This window comes from bacterium, from assembly GCA_030652805.1.
Lineage (GTDB): Bacteria > JAHJDO01 > JAHJDO01 > JAHJDO01 > JAHJDO01 > JAHJDO01.
On record JAUSPT010000044.1, the window covers coordinates 1 to 17463 of the forward strand.

16 protein-coding genes and 1 tRNA gene are annotated in these 17463 nt (G+C 37.4%); 7 read left to right on the plus strand and 10 right to left on the minus strand.

Annotated elements, in window-relative coordinates:
* Positions 1–207: 207 nt before the first annotated feature.
* The 5 genes from rpmA (at position 208) to Q7J67_04720 (ending at position 5232) form a co-directional block, all read left to right on the plus strand.
* Positions 208–468, plus strand: a complete 261-nt coding sequence (rpmA, locus tag Q7J67_04700) for a 50S ribosomal protein L27 (protein ID MDO9464579.1) — start codon at positions 208–210, stop codon at positions 466–468.
* Positions 465–1598, plus strand: a complete 1134-nt coding sequence (locus Q7J67_04705; protein MDO9464580.1) for a 1-deoxy-D-xylulose-5-phosphate reductoisomerase — start codon at positions 465–467, stop codon at positions 1596–1598. Before rpmA ends, Q7J67_04705 begins: the two co-directional genes overlap by 4 nt.
* Positions 1586–2929: an RIP metalloprotease RseP gene (rseP, locus tag Q7J67_04710; GenBank protein ID MDO9464581.1), complete on the plus strand. Its 1344-nt coding sequence runs from the start codon at positions 1586–1588 to the stop codon at positions 2927–2929. The genes Q7J67_04705 and rseP overlap by 13 nt, the downstream gene beginning before the upstream one ends.
* Positions 2901–3971 carry a flavodoxin-dependent (E)-4-hydroxy-3-methylbut-2-enyl-diphosphate synthase gene (gene ispG / locus Q7J67_04715; GenBank protein ID MDO9464582.1) on the plus strand — a complete coding sequence of 357 codons (1071 nt, stop codon included), beginning with the start codon at positions 2901–2903 and terminating at the stop codon, positions 3969–3971. The genes rseP and ispG overlap by 29 nt, the downstream gene beginning before the upstream one ends.
* 64 nt (positions 3972–4035) lie before the next feature.
* On the plus strand, positions 4036–5232 hold the full coding sequence (locus Q7J67_04720; protein ID MDO9464583.1) for a hypothetical protein: 1197 nt from the start codon (positions 4036–4038) through the stop codon (positions 5230–5232).
* Positions 5233–5347: 115 nt separating this feature from the next.
* Here the strand turns inward: Q7J67_04720 and Q7J67_04725 are convergent, their stop codons facing one another.
* Together Q7J67_04725 and Q7J67_04730 are read right to left on the minus strand one after the other, a co-directional pair.
* Positions 5348–6622 carry an MFS transporter gene (locus Q7J67_04725; GenBank protein MDO9464584.1) on the minus strand — a complete coding sequence of 425 codons (1275 nt, stop codon included), beginning with the start codon at positions 6620–6622 and terminating at the stop codon, positions 5348–5350.
* Between the two features lie 32 nt (positions 6623–6654).
* Entirely contained in the window at positions 6655–8418 is a 1764-nt protein-coding gene (locus tag Q7J67_04730; GenBank protein MDO9464585.1) for an AMP-binding protein, read from the minus strand.
* 94 nt (positions 8419–8512) lie between these two features.
* Here Q7J67_04730 and proS point away from each other — a divergent pair, with 94 nt between their 5' ends.
* Together proS and Q7J67_04740 are read left to right on the plus strand one after the other, a co-directional pair.
* On the plus strand, positions 8513–9766 hold the full coding sequence (gene proS / locus Q7J67_04735; protein ID MDO9464586.1) for a proline--tRNA ligase: 1254 nt from the start codon (positions 8513–8515) through the stop codon (positions 9764–9766).
* Between the two features lie 31 nt (positions 9767–9797).
* A complete protein-coding gene (locus Q7J67_04740) occupies positions 9798–10193 on the plus strand; it encodes a PilZ domain-containing protein (GenBank protein ID MDO9464587.1) in 396 nt (131 codons plus the stop codon).
* Here the strand turns inward: Q7J67_04740 and Q7J67_04745 are convergent, their stop codons facing one another.
* From Q7J67_04745 to pgsA, 8 genes are all read right to left on the minus strand, one after another.
* A complete protein-coding gene (locus Q7J67_04745; protein MDO9464588.1) occupies positions 10194–10841 on the minus strand; it encodes a uracil-DNA glycosylase in 648 nt (215 codons plus the stop codon).
* Positions 10834–13500, minus strand: a complete 2667-nt coding sequence (gene secA, locus Q7J67_04750; GenBank protein MDO9464589.1) for a preprotein translocase subunit SecA — start codon at positions 13498–13500, stop codon at positions 10834–10836. Before secA ends, Q7J67_04745 begins: the two co-directional genes overlap by 8 nt.
* An 18-nt stretch (positions 13501–13518) precedes the next feature.
* Positions 13519–13595, minus strand: a tRNA-Pro gene (locus Q7J67_04755).
* Between the two features lie 6 nt (positions 13596–13601).
* Positions 13602–13943, minus strand: a complete 342-nt coding sequence (locus Q7J67_04760; GenBank protein MDO9464590.1) for a MerR family transcriptional regulator — start codon at positions 13941–13943, stop codon at positions 13602–13604.
* Between the two features lie 5 nt (positions 13944–13948).
* Complete coding sequence (locus Q7J67_04765; GenBank protein MDO9464591.1) at positions 13949–14944, minus strand: NAD(P)H-dependent glycerol-3-phosphate dehydrogenase; 996 nt, start codon at positions 14942–14944, stop codon at positions 13949–13951.
* Positions 14945–14968: 24 nt separating this feature from the next.
* Positions 14969–15610, minus strand: a complete 642-nt coding sequence (gene plsY / locus Q7J67_04770) for a glycerol-3-phosphate 1-O-acyltransferase PlsY (protein ID MDO9464592.1) — start codon at positions 15608–15610, stop codon at positions 14969–14971.
* Positions 15607–16929 (minus strand): ribosome biogenesis GTPase Der, encoded by a 1323-nt coding sequence (gene der / locus Q7J67_04775; protein MDO9464593.1) that lies wholly within the window; start codon positions 16927–16929, stop codon positions 15607–15609. Before der ends, plsY begins: the two co-directional genes overlap by 4 nt.
* Positions 16910–17449 (minus strand): CDP-diacylglycerol--glycerol-3-phosphate 3-phosphatidyltransferase, encoded by a 540-nt coding sequence (gene pgsA / locus Q7J67_04780; protein ID MDO9464594.1) that lies wholly within the window; start codon positions 17447–17449, stop codon positions 16910–16912. Before pgsA ends, der begins: the two co-directional genes overlap by 20 nt.
* Positions 17450–17463: the final 14 nt, after the last annotated feature.

The following is a 17463-nucleotide window of genomic DNA, read 5'->3' on the forward strand; positions in this document are numbered from 1 at the left end:
CAAGGAGTTATCCACAATATGCACATAATTAACAAAAAGAAAAAGTTTGATCAAAAAGAAAAATTTACTACTACTAATCTTAACAAAATAGGACATTTCTAAATGTTTTAAAAGCGGACATTTCTAAATGTGGTTGACACACTTACTTGACAATAGATCAGAAAATCAATATACTCCCCAATACATTAAAAAGTCAGGAGATATAGTATGGCACATAAAAAGGGACTGGGAAGTTCGAGGAATGGGAGAGATAGCGCAGGTAAGAGACTTGGCATAAAGTGTTCTGGTGGACAGACTGTAAAAGCTGGTAGTATTATTGTTCGTCAGCGTGGAACAAAATTCTCTCCAGGAAAAAACGTTGGTTGTGGAAGAGATTGGACATTATTTTCTAAAATAAGCGGTGTGGTCTGTTTTGAAAATATCAGCTCCAGAAAATGCGTAAGTGTCTATGAGCCAAATGCAAAATGAAAAACATTGCTGTTCTTGGAGCAACAGGTTCAATTGGCAGAAATACTCTTGAGATTGTAGAATCCTTTCCTGACAAATTCAAAGTTACAGCCATATCAGGCAAAGCTAATGTCAACCTTTTAGAAAAGCAGATAAATCAGTTTCATCCCAAATTTGTTGTAGTAATGGACGAGAATACGCAAAATCAACTTTGCGGCCGCATCAAAGATAAAAAGATAAAAATAGAATACGGAGATGAAAGTCTCGTCAAAATATCGACACTTGATGAAGTTGATATTGTAGTATCAGCAATCACGGGTATAACCGGACTAATCCCAACCTTAGAAGCAATAAAAAAAGGCAAGCATATTGCAATTGCAGCTAAGGAACTGTTGGTTGCTGCAGGAGAAATTATGCTGAAAGAGGTTAGGAAAAATAGAGTAAAACTCCTTCCTGTGGATAGTGAACATAATGCCATTTTTCAGTGCGTTGAGGGAAAATCAAAGAAGGATATAAAGAGAATTATCCTTACAGCTTCAGGAGGTCCATTTTACAAAGAAAAAAACTTGCATAATATTAGTCCTGAGCAGGCATTAGCTCACCCCGTATGGGAAATGGGGAGAAAAATCAGCATAGATTCTGCAACGCTTATGAATAAGGGCTTGGAAGTCATAGAAGCGCACTGGTTGTTTGGAATAGATATCTCAAAAATTGAGATCATCATACATCCTGAATGCATTATCCATTCCATGGTAGAATTTATTGATGGGTCAGTATTTGCCTTGCTTGGAATTCCTGATATGAAAATGCCTATTCAGTACGCATTAACGTATCCGGAGCGAATGCCTACACAACTAGAGCCTTTAGACTTAACAAAAATATCCCTGTTCCATTTTTCAGTTCCGAACTTTGATAAATTCCCATGCCTGAAACTTGCTTATGAAGCAGGCACAATTGGCGGAACTATGCCTGCTGTTCTTAATAGTGCAAACGATGTTGCTGTTAATCTGTTTCTTAAGAAAAAAATAAAATTTTCGTATATTCCTCAACTAATAGAAAAGGTTATGAATAAACATAATGTTATTCAAAATCCATGCCTTGATGATATCCTTGAATCTGATGCTTGGGCGAGGGAAACATGTTTGCTCTAAATTGGCTGATTCATATACTCCCATTTATTGTTGTAATAAGTGTTCTGGTTTTTGTACATGAACTAGGACATTTTCTTGTAGCTAAAAGGTTTGGCATTAAAGTAGAAAAATTCTCTCTGGGATTTGGCCCTAAGCTTATTGGCTTTCAGAAAGGGGATACAGAATACCTAGTTTCTGCCGTACCTTTAGGAGGATATGTAAAACTTGCAGGAGAATCTACTGAAGAAAAAACAGGTGCTGTATGGGAGTTCTATTCTAAGGGGCCTTTTCAGAGAATCCTTGTAATACTTGCAGGCCCTTTTATGAATATACTGCTGGCAATTTTTGTCTTCTCTTGTATCTTCTTTACAGGAATAGAACTACCCTATTTTGAGGCTAAAATCGGAGAAATAACCGAAGATTCGCCTGGTTCCAAAGCTGACCTGAAAGTGGGAGATACAATATTGAAAGCCAATGGCAAACAAATCAAAGATTGGAGCAAGTTCCAACGCATTATCCTGACTCATCCAAATCATGCACTGTCTATACTTATTGATAGAAACGGAGAAAGAAAAAGCATTCAGGTCAAAACAGAGTTCAACAAAGAAAAAGGAGGCGGGTACTTGGGAGTTTCTCCATTTATTCCGCCTGTAATAGGAATTGTTGAGCCTGAAAGCCCTGCATACAAAGCAGGTATTAGAAAAGGAGATGTTGTTCTATTTATTAGTGGCAAACAAATGTCCTCGTGGAATGATATGGCAAGGAGTATTCATAACAGTGCAGGAGAGAAAATCTCACTTATAATAATGCGTGAAAGGAAGCAATTGGAAATAAGTGTTGTGCCTAAACTTAATAAAACACTAAACATTGGTCTCATAGGAATAATTCCTGAATTTAAGACAATAACACGTAAATATGGTCCAATCGGAGCATTTGTTCAAGGATGCAATCAAACCATAAGTTTAATAGGGCTCACGTATAGGTCTATATGGATGCTTATAAAAAGGGAAATATCTATTAAAACACTTGGTGGCCCCATAATGATTGCACAGCTTGCAGACAAACAGGCAAAAGCAGGACTTGTGAACCTGTTTTACCTGCTTGCTTTAATAAGCATAAACCTTGCTGTAATTAATATGCTTCCAATCCCTGTGCTTGATGGCGGGCATACACTCTTCTTTTTAATAGAAGCCATAAAAGGCAAACCAGTCAGTGAGAAATGGCTTGAATGGACAACAAAATTCGGCATTGCGCTTCTTGTAACTTTGATGGTATACGTAACATTTAATGATATTATGAGAAATGTTGGAGATAAAATAAAAAATGTCTTCTCCTCCACTCAAACGCCGTAACACCAGGCCTGTTAAAGTCGGAAATATTATAATAGGCGGCGGTGCGCCAATATCTGTCCAGTCCATGACAAAAACAGACACCGGAGATATTGATGCTACAGTTAGACAGATAAGTAGTCTTGAGAAGACAGGGTGCGAGATTATAAGAGTGGCAGTTCCTGATATCAAAGCAGCAAAATGCTTGGGAAAAATAAAAAAACAGATTAATATCCCTCTTGTTGCAGATATACATTTTGACTACAAACTTGCATTGGAAGCAATAAAACAGGGTGTTGATAAATTAAGACTTAACCCGGGAAATATTTCCAGTCAAAAGCATCTTAGTATGATCATCTCCGCAGCCGCAGAGAAAGACATAGCAATCAGAATAGGTGTAAATGCGGGCTCAATAAAAAAAAATCCGAAATCCGAAATCCGAAATCCGAAATTAATGGTAGGAGAGTGTCTTAAGTATCTAAAGATTTTTGAAAAGCGTAAATTTTACAACATTATCATATCCCTTAAATCTTCAGACGTACTCTCTACAGTGGAAGCTTACAGGCAAATGGCAAGTAAATGCGATTATCCGTTTCACCTTGGTATTACAGAGGCAGGTCCATTGCCTGAAGGACTTATTAAATCCTCTGTTGGCCTGGGCATACTCCTCTCAGAAGGCATTGGAGATACTCTCAGGGTTTCATTGACTGCGCCTCCTGAAGAAGAAGTAAAAGCAGGCTTCCAGATATTACAATCACTAAAACTCAGAGAATATGGTCCGGAGATCATCTCCTGTCCTACTTGTGGCAGATGCAAAATTGATGTTATAAAAATTGTAACTAAATTAAAAAAACAGCTTGAACCCATTGCCTTACAATTGCCATCTATAAAGATTGCTGTTATGGGTTGCGAAGTAAACGGACCAGGGGAAGCCAAAGAAGCTGATATTGGAATTGCAGGAGGAAAAATCTCAGGGATTCTGTTCTGCAAGGGAAAAATCGTCAAAAGAGTCAAAAAAGAAAAACTTGTTCAGGAACTGATAAGCGGAATAAAAATCCCCCGTTGAAGGGGGATTCAGCCCCCGCCCTTTTTTTTATGATTTTGGGATGGTGGGGTATAATTAGGGGTATATGAAAAAGGAGCGAGAGAATAAGAGGGGATTGTATAACGAAATAATGATGTCAATAATAGACCTTGAATATACAATGATAAGAATTAAAGCTATTTTAGAAGGGCCTGAGCCTAATAAAAACAGTGCTAAGTTCTATGACTCTGATGGAAAATTTCGCAATAAAAAAGTTGAATTATTGCTACAACTTGTAGAACGTATAGATAATCCTGAGGTAAAGAGAAAATTTTGGTCTTTAATGGGTTTTCCCTTTCTGAGCCCTCCTCTCAAAAGCCCAATGATTGGGGAACCTTCCTCTGCAAGAAGATATTATATGAGGACTAGAATGGCTATTTATAAGAATTGTGATTACGGATTTTTTCTTTACATAAAATCAAAAAAGCAAAAAGAGGCTGTGGATGGTTTTTATGAACGGTTAAAAAACGAAAATAAATTTAAGGAGATTATTCAAGCTAAACAAATTCCAGAGAGTTATGTGAAACTTTTATCCTGTATATATTCCATTCTTCGAAATGAAGATATGTTATTACAAAGTGATTCTCTTTTAAATTGCACAGAAAACATAGCTTATAGAATGCATTCACTTATCGTTGAAATTCGCAAAAATGAGACTCCTTTCGAAGATATATCTCATATGAATAAATTGGAGAATTTAATGAATTTAGTCTCTTCAATAAACAGTGAAATACGCACAATACGCTTTGAGAGGGTAGAAGAGGAACTTAGCCCGATTAATTTAGAAATCAATCAGGACAAAAAAGACCTCAAAAAACAAATAAAAAAGTATAATTTGCCAAACGCGCTTGGGGAAAGTTTAGACAACATTGAAAAAAAATTGCGAGAATCTAAAACCAAGTTTGACTATAAAAGTTGTATTGACCATATACGAAGTTTTATAGAATCACTACTAATAACAATTGCGAAAAATGTTCGATTAATTTGCGAAATACCAATAACAGAGCCTTTGGATAAATTTGTTGCAGCCAGAAATTACCTAAAAAACAAGAGTGTTGGATTTTACAGTGTGAAGCAAGACAAATTATTGGAGGGCATTTATGCATTTCTATCTGATTCAGGAACCCATAAGTTAACATCAGACAAAGAATATGCTCGACTTGGGATAAACACTGCAGTTGAATCTGCTCTTTTTCTGTTTAAAAGACTTGAGAAGTACTCTGCTGAGAAGGGGAATAAGTAAGATATAGCTGTTATATAAAAAAACGACACATCGCCCTTTCTCCAAATACCTCAACAACATTTGTTGATATCGTTGACAAAATTCTTGCTCTCACCAAATCTACAATAACCGCCAGCTAAAGCAGGCGGTTGCGACGGAGGGGACACAAAACTGATATAAGGGCTAAAAATCGCGAAAAAGAATCGGGTAAAAGCAGAACTATATAAATTGTAGATATAATAGTTAATCCGCCAAGAAAACCAAACGCTCCGGCAGGAGATAATCCAATCACTTCAAGAATTAACCACAACATTCCTGAAGCTGCCAAAATACCAGTGAAGGACAGGAAATTAGTTGTAGCCAGAAACTTACCTCTTGAATCTTTCGGGCTGTTTTCCTGAATATACGCATTGAGCGGAATAACAAAAAACCCGCTGGAGATACCAAGAAAAACAAGGCAAATAACTGTGAATGGAATAGATGCATATGAAAATGCAAGAAGTATTGAGAAAATGCTTAATCCAACTGAACCCAATGGTACAAATCCAAACTCAATCTTTCCTCTTGAGAGCTTTCCAGCAAGAAAACTGCCTGTACCCACGCCAAGAGCAACTACAGTGAGCAATAATCCTGTTGCAAGCTGTGAAACATGCATCATCTTACTGGTATATAAGAGGATATTTAATTGAAATAAAGCTCCTAGAAACCAGAAATAGACTATGCCTGTCATAGAAAGATACATCGGGCGTTTTTCCTTTACAATCTTTATTGTGGACCAGATATCGCTAAGAAAATTTATTTGGAATTTGCGTTTTGACCCGGATGGAAGAACCTTATGAATGTAAAAACTTGTTATTATTCCCAGTAATGAGATTATAATGAATGCAATTGACCCAAGATATGCTTTTCCTTTAACTGCTGTCATCAGAAATCCTCCGAATGCCATGCCGAGAATTATTGCCAGAAATGTCCACATCTGCATAAGCCCATTACCTTCGGAGATTTCCTCCTCAGTAAGAACTTCCGGAAGAATTCCATATTTTGCAGGGCCGAAGAAAGCACTCTGTGTTCCCATCAAGAAAAGCACTGCATAAATAAAAGCAAAATTTCCTGAGAACAACGCAATCATGCCCAGAGTCATAATGGCAAGCTCTGCAAATTTGGCATAAATCATAATGGTCCGTTTACTAACCCGGTCAGCAAAAAAGCCGGCATAGGAAGAGAAAAGCAGAAACGGCAGGATGAAAAATGCACTTGCTGCGCTCAGATATTGAGCTCCTGCAGCGCTCTTTATCATATGCTCTACTGCAATAAAGGATATTATCAGCTTAAATGCATTATCATTAAATGCACCCAGAAATTGTGTTGCAAGAAGAGCCTTAAATCCTCTGCTTTTCAGGTTGTTATTCATGATTACAGAAAGTCTCATTTTGATGAAAAGACTTAAGTTTTATCGTTTCCCGATACTATTTTTTCTACTTCTTTTCGTTTTATCTTCTGTGTTGACGTTTTGGGGAGTTCTTTTTCTGAGATCAGGAAATTTGTGATTTTCTTGTATGGAGCAAGGAGTTTGCAATGTTTGTGTATCTCTTCTCTAATAAAAGACCGAATATCTTCCTTTAATGCTAACCCATCCTTCTTAATCTTTTCCAGATTTGGAACTACAATTGCAAATACCTCTTCAGTCCCTGCCTTTATACCACTGGCAACTTTCTTCCCTAATACACATATTTCCTGTATATAAGGACTCTTTGAGAGGACTTCCTCAACTTCTTCAGGGTGGATTTTCTTCCCTCCATCAGTAATAATTATATTCTTAAGCCGACCAGTTATATAAAGATAGCCATCTTCATCAGTGTGTCCTATATCTCCTGTATGGAACCAGCCATTAGAGAAAGCCTTCTCTGTTGCCCGCGGATTTTTATAATATCCATTCATAACCTGTGGACCTCTTATTAAAATTTCGCCTATTTTGTCTTCAGGATTCTGAGAAGCAATCTTTATCTCTGTACCGGGCAAAGGCTTTCCTACAGAACCTATCCGATTATGCCTGAATGTATTTACTGTTACAACAGGAGAGGTCTCTGTAAGTCCATAACCTTCCAGCACTGTAATACCCATTAAATTCAAATTACGGGTAATTTCAGCATCGAGTGGTGCGCCCCCTGATATAAAACACCTTAACTCCCATCCAAACTCCTTATGAATTTTTTTAAAAAGCATTTTGCCCGGATTAATACCAAGCTTACCGAACTTAGAAGAAATATCGAGACTCATATTAAATAGCTTCCTTGTATAACGGGAGCTTGAGCTTAACCTAGATAATATTGAATGATATAAAAATTTGATAAACTTTGGGACTGCAAGTATTATTGTCGGTTGTGTTTTTCGCATTACGGCGGAAATAGAAGAAAGTTTTATCCCTTTTGACATATATGTAATCCTTGCACCTTTTGAAAGAGGAATAATAAATCCCCCTGTTATTTCAAACATATGATTAAGAGGAAGTATTGATAAGAATCTATCCTTTTCTGAGAAACTGATTATCTTACTAATCGCCTCTATCTGATGAAGAATGTTATTGTATGTCAGCTTAACACCTTTTGGATCGCCTGTTGTGCCCGAAGTATAGACAATTGAGATTAAATCCTCATTATCAATGTCCCTATGGTATGGTTCATTTTTTCTCCACCTGAGCTCTCCAAAAGACAGAAGGTTTTCATCTGTCTTTTCATATTCAAGCGATATAAGAAAAATGTCCTTGCCAAAACCTGATATTATGCTTTTTGTTTTTTCTATATACTTGCCTGAGACTATAATAGCTCTGGCTTCCGAATGAGTAAGTATAAAACTTATTTCTTTTTCTTCTAACTTTATATCCAGAGGAACAACAACAGCTCCTGCAGTCACTATCCCGAAAAATGCAATTCCCCATTCAGGTCTGCTTTCAGAGAAGATACAGACTCTATCTCCTTTTTCTATGCCATTCTTTATCAGTGTTGCTGAAATATCTCGGGTTCTATCAGTAAGTTCACAGTAGGTTACCATTCTCATTCTGCCATCTTTTTCGAAAATCTCCAGAGCAACTTTGTCTGAATACAGATCATTAGCCTTCTGTAAAATCTGAAGCACTGATAGTTTATTAAAGTATTTTTCCTGCATCTTGATAACCTCTTTTAGCTCTTTATTATACCATAAATACTTCAAGATTTGCGAAAATTCATTCTGCTTTACAACCCAGCATAGATAAATTATAATTCATAGCAATAAGAAGGTATAAATAAAAAAAGTATAAAATATTATGCGTTGGACCGAATCTCTTATAAATACTCTGTGGCAGGCACCATCTGAGGCAGAAATTTCCTCTCATAAACTAATGCTTCGCGCCGGGCTTATCAAAAAGCTCGCTGCAGGCATATACATTTTTATGCCTCTAGGACTTAAAGTATTACGCAAAATAGAAAATATCGTTCGAGAAGAAATGGATGCCTCTGGAGCTTTAGAACTTCTGATGCCAACTCTTCAGCCTGAAGAGCTATGGCAGGAAAGTGGAAGATGGGATAAGATGGGTAAGGAAATGATAAAGATTCAAGACCGGCACAAGAGACAATTTGGCCTTGGCCCAACACATGAAGAGATTGTAACAGATATCATTCGCAAAGAGGTAAAATCATATAAGCAGTTGCCTGTCACACTCTATCAGATTCAAACAAAGTTCAGAGATGAAATAAGACCGCGATTTGGAGTTATCAGAGCCAGAGAATTTATCATGAAAGATGCATACAGCTTTGATAAGGATATTGATGGATTAAATGAAAACTATAAGAAAATGTACGATACTTATTGCAAAATTTTTGACAGATGTGCATTGAAATATCAGATTGTTGAAGCAGAATCTGGCATTATGGGAGGAGATGTATCCCATGAATTCATGGCTTTAGCTGATTCAGGAGAAGATGTAATCGTTATATGTCAATCCTGTGGATATAGCGCAAGTATGGAAAAAGCCGCAGGAGACAAATGTCCCAAATGTGCCAAGCAGATGGAAACTAAGAGAGGTATAGAACTCGGACACATATTTAAACTTGGCACTAAATACAGCAAGTCTATGGAAGCAAAATTTCTCGATAAACACGGCAAGGAAAAGACAATCATAATGGGTTGTTATGGAATTGGAATATCCAGAATTATTGCAGCAGTTATAGAACAAAATAATGACGAAAATGGAATAATATGGCCAAAATCAATAGCTCCATATCAAGTAGAAGTTTTGCCTTTAAATGTTAATGATAACGAGACAATGCAGATAGCAAAAAATCTATATAAAAAATTTCTATCAGAAAAAATAGAGGTTATTATTGATGATAGGGATGAACGGCCAGGAATAAAATTTAAAGATGCAGATTTAATTGGAATACCAATCAGAATTACAATTAGTCCCCAAAAAGCAAAAGACAATATTGTGGAAATCCATAAAAGAGACACAGGTGAAAATAAACTGGTGAATATAGATGATCTGTTAGAGAATTTGACAAACGTCCAAAGTCTTGTATAATCAAACCAGATAAGAGAGGAGCTATCTTACTATGCCTAACCCAAAAACACCAGTTGAAAGATCGCGGCATGATGTCAGATTCTCTATATCCATTCCTATAGAATATGAGAAAGTCTACACTCTTGCAAAAGAAAAAATAGTTAAAAAAACAACTGCACGAGATCTTAGTGGAGGAGGCATCCAATTCGAAACAGACGAAGATATTTCAAAAGGCATGAAACTTTCACTTAGAATAAAAATGCCGAAATTGGGAAAATTCTTTATAGTTAATGCGGAAGTAACTCACTCCAAAAAAATCAGCAGTGGTGTATATGATATAGGAGCAAAATTCCTGAATATATCTCAAGAAGCTAAAGAGGCTATAAACATGTTCTATTACATTAACAGATTTGAACGGAAAGGGCCTATAGCTACTTATCAGAAATAGCTACGTTTTCTCATATTCTGCTTTAATCTTCTTCATATCCTGCCAGACAAGTTTTTTTTCATTTGGATTGTATAACAAGTAAGCAGGATGAAACGTAGGAATTAATTTTGCATTCCTGTATTCAAAGAATCTCCCTCTAAGTTGAGAGATAGGCTGTTGGTTATTGAGAAGAGTTTGTGAAGCAAACTTGCCTAAAGAACAAATAATCTTTGGCTTTATTATGCTTATCTGTTCCAATAAATATCCCTGACACATAGCGATTTCATAAGGCTCAGGATTCCTATTCCCCGGAGGCCTGCACTTAAGAATATTAGCTATATAAACATCCGTTCTTTTAAGCCCTATTGAATTTATTATTTTTGTTAAAAGTTGTCCTGCTTTACCCACAAATGGCTCACCTTGTAAATCCTCATCTCTTCCAGGTGCTTCACCAACAAACATAAGCTTTGCATGCTCACCTCCAGCGCCAAAAACCAGATGAGTTCTTGTTTTTGCAAGTGGACACTTTTGACAGTCCTTTATTCTCTCCTTCAAGTCTAAGAGTCCTCCTGCGCACTCCTCCTGTACAGGATTCTCAACTTCCATGCCCTGTTCGCATAGATACTGTTTCGTGAGCCTCACGACATCCAACAGTTCTTTCTTACACATTTGCCCCACAGCATTTCTTGTATTTCTTTCCGCTTCCACATGGACAGGACTCATTACGCCCTATCTTTTTCTCTTCTCTCTTGTATGGCTCCCTTGGAGCTTCTCCCTCAGGTTGATTTGTAGACATCTCCTGCTGCTGAGGCATTTGCCTCTGGCTGAGATGTCTCATATCCTTTGCCTGTTCGTGACTAAGATGTTGAGACGAAGCATCAAAGACTTCCCTCATATGAATTGCCTCATCTCCAACCTGAACCTTTAAAAAATACTCAATGATTTCCTCTTCTATGCTCTCAATCATCTCATAGAACATATTAAATCCTTCCCTCTTATATTCTACAAGCGGATCCTTCTGTCCGTAAGCCTGATAACCTATACCTTCTCTAAGCGTGTCCATAGCATAGAGGAGATCTTTCCACTTTGCATCTATTACATGCAGCATTATTGCCTGCTCAGCCTGGAGTATAATTGCACTCCTCTTAGCTTTATAAGCCGCCTTAATCCTGCTAACCAAGGAGTTCTTCAGATCCTGATATTCTATCTTAGCAGGATCTACTTCATTCCTATTAAAAGAGACGCCTGTACTCTGTCTAAGCCAAGCTGAAAGCCCGTCTAAATCCCATTCTTCAGGATGAATATTTTTCGGGGTATAAATAGAAAGTCTTTTCTCTACAATTTCATTTATCATATCAGATACATAATCTTCCAACTTTTTACCTTCCAGCACCATATCTCTTTGCTGGTAAATTACCTCTCTTTGTTTATTCATTACATCGTCATACTTGAGCAGGTCTTTACGTATATCAAAATTGCGGCCTTCAACTCTCTTTTGAGCATTTTCTATTGCTTTTGTTACCATTCTATGTTCTATCGGCTGCCCGTCAGGCATACCCATTCTTTCCATAAGTCCCTTAATTCTGTCAGAACCAAAAATTCGCATAAGGTCGTCATCAAAAGACAGGTAAAACCTTGAAGAACCCGGATCTCCCTGTCTGCCTGCCCGTCCGCGAAGCTGATTGTCTATACGTCTTGATTCATGACGTTCTGTGCCTAATATATGCAGCCCTCCTCGTTCTGCTACGCCTTCTCCCAAAACAATATCTGTGCCCCTGCCAGCCATGTTTGTTGCTATAGTTACAGCTTTCGCCTGACCTGCTTTCTCTATTATCTTTGCTTCTTTTTCATGGTATTTGGCATTTAAAACCTCATGAGGAATCCTTTCTTTCTTAAGCATCTGATCTAAAACTTCTGACTTTTCTATAGATATTGTACCTACAAGCACAGGTCTTCCAAGCTTATAAAGCTCTTTAATCTCCTGTATTATAGCCTTGAATTTTTCCTTCTCTGTTTTATAAATCACATCCGGATAATTAGTTCTCTTAAGGACTTTGTTTGGGGGTATTACAACTACCTCTAAATTATATATCTTGTGGAATTCCACGGCTTCAGTCTCTGCTGTCCCAGTCATTCCAGCCAGCTTCTTATACATTCTGAAATAATTTTGGAATGTTACTGTTGCAAGTGTTTGGCTTTCCTGTTCTATCTTCACTCTCTCTTTTGCCTCAAGCGCCTGATGCAAGCCGTCCGAATAACGCCTTCCGGGCATAATTCTGCCAGTGAACTCATCTACAATAATCACCTGACCATCTTTCACCATATAGTCCTTATCCCGCTGGAAATTGCAATGCGCTTTAAGCATTTGTTCGGCATGATGTTTATATTCCATGGTCTCAAGAGTGTGAAGGTCTTCTAAACCCAGTAGTTTGGCTACTTTCATTTCCCCTTCTTCAGTAAGATATGTAGTATGGGCTTTTTCATCCTTTACATAGTCTCCTGTTTCCTGCTTGGTTTCCTCATTGCGTATTCCTTCTTTAAGCCGGAGGAAAATTTGTTCCAGTTTATAGTATTTATCCGTAGATTCCTCAGCTGGTCCGGAGATAATTAATGGGGTTCGAGCCTCATCTATTAAAATGCTGTCTACTTCATCAACAACAGCATAATTAAGTCCTCTTTGCGCTTTATCCTCTTTTCTTACAACCATATTATCTCTTAAATAATCAAATCCGAATTCATTATTTGTTCCATAAGTAATATCTGCTCCATAGGCAATTTGCCTTTCCTGAGGATTCATATCGTGCTGAATGAAACCTACAGACAATCCCAGAAATTTATATACCTCTCCCATCCAAGCTGCGTCTCTTTTTGCCAGAAAGTCATTCACCGTTACTATATGGACTCCCTTACCGGAAAGCGCATTGAGATATGCAGACAGTGTTGCAACAAGTGTTTTCCCTTCTCCTGTTGACATCTCCACAATCTTTCCATCATGAAGCACTACCCCTCCTATAAGCTGTACATCAAAGTGCGGTCCAAACCTTCGCTGGTTTGGGTCTCCAAAAAGTTTCTCTGCAATCTCCGGGTTGGAAAATCCGCGTTTTGCAGCCTCTTTGACTACAGCAAATGCTTCATGAAGAATCTCGTCCTCAGTTTCACCTTTTTCCAGGCGGCTTCTGAACTCATCAGTTTTAGCACGCAGCTCGGAATCAGAAAGGTTTTGATATTCCTCCCAGAACTGGTTTATAGCGCTTACATACTTCCACAGCCTTTTGAGCTCACGGTCATTCTTTGTGCCAAAAACCTTACGAAGAATATAGCTGAACATCTTTTATTCCTGTTAATTTGGTCGGGGCGACTGGATTCGAACCAGCGACCTCTTGAACCCCATTCAAGCGCGCTACCAAGCTGCGCCACGCCCCGAGTGAATTATCTATTCAAAATAGCCCGTATATCAGTAAGCTCTTTCTTAACATCTTTTATTATATTGATTAGTTCATGGTCAGGCGGTCTCTTTAAGCCGTCCTTTGGCGCTTCAAGTTGTTTCTTTGCGCCATCTCTTGTATATAAATCTTCCCACAGAAGTTTTTTTATTTGCAGTATAAGCTCTATATCTTTTTTAGTATAATTCCTTTTACCATCGCCGTCCTTTTGAGGTTTTAACTGCTTAAATTCTCCTTCCCAGTCACGCAGCACATATGGCTCCACTTTCGTGAGTCTGCTTACCTCGCCTATTGAGAAAAAGATTTTATCAGGTATATTAATTTCCATATTTCTTATTCTATTTCTGATTTTGCATCTCTTGTCATTAAATCCATAACTGCTTTTCGCGGATCTTTATTATTAAAAAGTACTTCGTAAATTTCAGTTGTTATTGGCATACCTACACTATGCTTTTTTGAAAGAAAGTATGCTGACTGAGTTGTTTTTACCCCTTCTGAGACCATTGACATTGAATCAAGGATTTGACTAAGTGTCCTTCCCTTTGCAATCTGCTCCCCAACAAACCTGTTTCTGCTGTGTTTACTTGTGCAGGTTGTAATTAAATCACCTATACCACTTAAACCAGAAAAAGTGTGGGGGTTTGCTCCCATTTTCACACCAAGCCTCCTGATCTCTGCCAATCCTCTGGTAAGCAAGGCAGACTTTGTGTTATCTCCAAAACCAAGTCCATCAGAAATTCCGGCAGCTATAGCTATTATGTTTTTTAGCGCACCACCTAATTCAACACCAATTACATCAGAATTTGTATATACTCTAAAATCGCGAGACATAAAAATTGTTTGAACATGTTTTGCAACATCCATATCTTTTCCGGAAACCACAACTGTAGTAGGAATTTTCCTTGCCACTTCCTCTGCATGAGACGGACCTGAGAGAACAACAATATTGGTATTAGTTGTCTCTTCTGCGATTATCGCTGACATCCTTTTTAACGTTTTATTCTCAATGCCTTTTGCGACACTCAGTTTTACAACTCCTTCAGGAACATGAGAACTTTTTGCAACCTCTCTCATCACATGAGAAGGCACAGCATAAACTACTAAAGAGACATCTGATATGGCTTCATCTATTTTGGATGTTATATAAATTTCAGCAGGTATGTCTATGCCCGGCAGGAATTTTGGATTCTTTCTCTGTTTAAGGAGAACCTCTGCATAATCAGGAAATGCCTCCCACAGCGAAACCTCGAACCCCTTTCTACAAAGATGAATAGCTAGCGTTGTCCCCCATCCACCAGCTCCAAGCACACATATTTTTTTATTATTCATAACAGACTAAATACTAACAAAGCCCTATGTTTTATGCAAGTTTTTTACTTTCTTCCCAATCCTGTTTTCCCTGCCTTCTAAGAGTCTCTTTATGTTAGTTTTGTGTCTTATAACAACAAACACTGCTGCAATTATTCCAAAAACAAGATTCCCAATCCTGAAATTAAAAACACCTATAAAAATAGGTAAGCTTATTGCAGCTATTATAGATGAGAGCGAGACATATCTTGTGATTAAAGCGCATACCCCCCATACTGCAACGCATAACAGTATAGGGATCGGCGCTATAGCGAGAAATACCCCTGCGCTTGTTGCAACTCCTTTTCCTCCTTTAAAATCCAAAAATATAGTCCAGTTATGGCCTATTATTGAACTTGTTCCCGCTATTATTTGAAACAAATTATACAACTGATCTGAACAACCTCTATGAAAATATGCCGCTATTATACTTGCGCAAATCAGGCCTTTGGCAATATCAATAATCAGTGTTATTATTCCGGGAATAATTCCTAGCACTCTAAATACATTAGCTGCTCCCATATTCCCGCTTCCAAACTCTCTAACATCAATCTTCTTTATTAATTTCCCAATTATAAAACCTGTTGGAATTGCCCCTAACAGATAACTTACGACCACCATTGCCAGGATCTTTAATATAATTGTCATGTTGTTTCCTTTATTTTGAACCTTATTGGAACACCTTCAAATCCAAAATCATTATACAGATTATTTTTTAGATAGTTTAGATAGTCTTCCATAATCAAATTTCTATTATTAACAAACAAAGCAAATGTAGGCGGGCAGGTTGACACTTGAGTTATATATTTTATTTTCAACTGCTTACTGGATGTAGAAGAGAACGGCCTGCGTTTTTTTGCATCTTCTAACATCTTGTTGAGCACTGCAGTACTTATGCGTTCTGTATAATATTTATGTACATTAAGGGCCATGTCCATGACCGTAAAAATCTTTTCTTTTTTCAATGCGGATATAAAAACTACTGATGCAAAATTAAGAAACTTTAAGTTAGCTTTAAACTGTTCGAGCCATATTCCCTTATCAATACCCAGCTTTTTTGATAAATCTGCTTTATTAATTGCTATTATTAAGCCCTTCCCCTGTTCACAGACAAAAGAGGCTATTTTTTTATCCTCCCGCGTTGGTCCTTTGGTTATATCTATAATTAAGATCGCTATATCGGATAGTTGTATAGCTTTTTGTGCTCTTATTACACTATATCTTTCAACGTCTGTCTTTAGTTTGTTTCTCGCTCTAATACCTGCTGTGTCAACTAACACAAAACTTGCGTTTTTGTACTTTAGAAAGCTATCTACTGCATCCCTTGTTGTGCCTGGCTCCTCATCTACTATAAGTCTTTTATCTCCGAGTATTGCATTTACATAAGAAGACTTTCCAACATTTGGGCCCCCAACAATAGCTATTCTTATCTCATCAGATGATGATGCATTTTCCCCATCAGAAAAATCCTCTGTTACCTTATCTAATAAAGTATTAATATTTAAACCATGAGATGCTGAAATTGGCAAAAGCTCATCAGTGCCAAACTGATAGAAATCATAAATATCATTAGTCTTTGCTTCAGTGTCTACCTTATTAACAACTACAATATATTTCTTATCTGTTCTTCGAATTTTATCTATAATCTCCTTATCTACTGGAAGAACACCTGTCTTGGCATCAACCATGAAAATTATAAAATCTGCCTGAACAATAGCTATATCAACTTGTGCTCTAACCTGTGCGGATATGTTATCTAATCCCTCGAAATCCAGGCCTCCAGTATCTATAACCTCAAAGTTTTTACCCCCCCATGTACCAGTTCCATAGATTCTATCCCGTGTTAGGCCGGAAAAAGAGTCTACTATACTTTTTCTTTGTCCAATTATTCGATTAAAAAGCGTTGACTTGCCAACATTGGGACGTCCTAAAATTGCAACAATGGGGTTACGCTTTTCTGTCTCCATTTAATAGCTTTACTCCATGTATAGTATAATTAATTCCTGATATCACTGTAAAAACCATTGTTGTCCATACAATTGGATCAACAAAAAGCACTGAAGAAACTCTTATATTTAACAAGACATAAATAATTGTGAAAATTTGCAAAAAAGTAGTGCATTTGCTTATTTTTGAGGGCTTTGGCTCAAGACCTCCTAAAACAACGTAAAGTATTAAAAAACCGGATATGATAACTACATCACGCGCAATGACTACGATTGCAAGAAAAGCAGGAATGCTCTTATCCAGCGTTAGCATGATAAAAGCTGTTATAAGAAGTATCTTATCTGCTATTGGATCAATGTGTTTACCGAATTTGGACACTTGATCTCTCTTGCGAGCAATTAAGCCATCTATGGCATCTGTTATACCAGCAATAAAAAATATGCCTAGAGCTATGAGTCTAGTTTCTGGTGTTCCTTTGTGTAGAAAAACAGCAAAGACAGGCACCAGTAATATCCTAAAAACAGTCAAAAAATTTGCCATATCCACGAATAAAA

What these genes read in the sequence shown, in the direction of transcription:
- Q7J67_04705 (MDO9464580.1), top strand. Translation starts at nt 465, where the DNA reads ATGAAAAACATTGCTGTTCTTGGAGCAACAGGTTCAATTGGCAGAAAT.
- pgsA (MDO9464594.1), bottom strand. Translation starts at nt 17,449, where the DNA reads ATGGCAAATTTTTTGACTGTTTTTAGGATATTACTGGTGCCTGTCTTT.
- plsY (MDO9464592.1), bottom strand. Translation starts at nt 15,610, where the DNA reads ATGACAATTATATTAAAGATCCTGGCAATGGTGGTCGTAAGTTATCTG.
- rseP (MDO9464581.1), top strand. Translation starts at nt 1,586, where the DNA reads ATGTTTGCTCTAAATTGGCTGATTCATATACTCCCATTTATTGTTGTA.
- Q7J67_04725 (MDO9464584.1), bottom strand. Translation starts at nt 6,622, where the DNA reads ATGAATAACAACCTGAAAAGCAGAGGATTTAAGGCTCTTCTTGCAACA.
- Q7J67_04740 (MDO9464587.1), top strand. Translation starts at nt 9,798, where the DNA reads ATGCCTAACCCAAAAACACCAGTTGAAAGATCGCGGCATGATGTCAGA.
- Q7J67_04720 (MDO9464583.1), top strand. Translation starts at nt 4,036, where the DNA reads ATGAAAAAGGAGCGAGAGAATAAGAGGGGATTGTATAACGAAATAATG.
- Q7J67_04765 (MDO9464591.1), bottom strand. Translation starts at nt 14,944, where the DNA reads ATGAATAATAAAAAAATATGTGTGCTTGGAGCTGGTGGATGGGGGACA.
- Q7J67_04760 (MDO9464590.1), bottom strand. Translation starts at nt 13,943, where the DNA reads ATGGAAATTAATATACCTGATAAAATCTTTTTCTCAATAGGCGAGGTA.
- secA (MDO9464589.1), bottom strand. Translation starts at nt 13,500, where the DNA reads ATGTTCAGCTATATTCTTCGTAAGGTTTTTGGCACAAAGAATGACCGT.
- ispG (MDO9464582.1), top strand. Translation starts at nt 2,901, where the DNA reads ATGTCTTCTCCTCCACTCAAACGCCGTAACACCAGGCCTGTTAAAGTC.
- proS (MDO9464586.1), top strand. Translation starts at nt 8,513, where the DNA reads ATGCGTTGGACCGAATCTCTTATAAATACTCTGTGGCAGGCACCATCT.
- rpmA (MDO9464579.1), top strand. Translation starts at nt 208, where the DNA reads ATGGCACATAAAAAGGGACTGGGAAGTTCGAGGAATGGGAGAGATAGC.
- der (MDO9464593.1), bottom strand. Translation starts at nt 16,929, where the DNA reads ATGGAGACAGAAAAGCGTAACCCCATTGTTGCAATTTTAGGACGTCCC.
- Q7J67_04745 (MDO9464588.1), bottom strand. Translation starts at nt 10,841, where the DNA reads ATGTGTAAGAAAGAACTGTTGGATGTCGTGAGGCTCACGAAACAGTAT.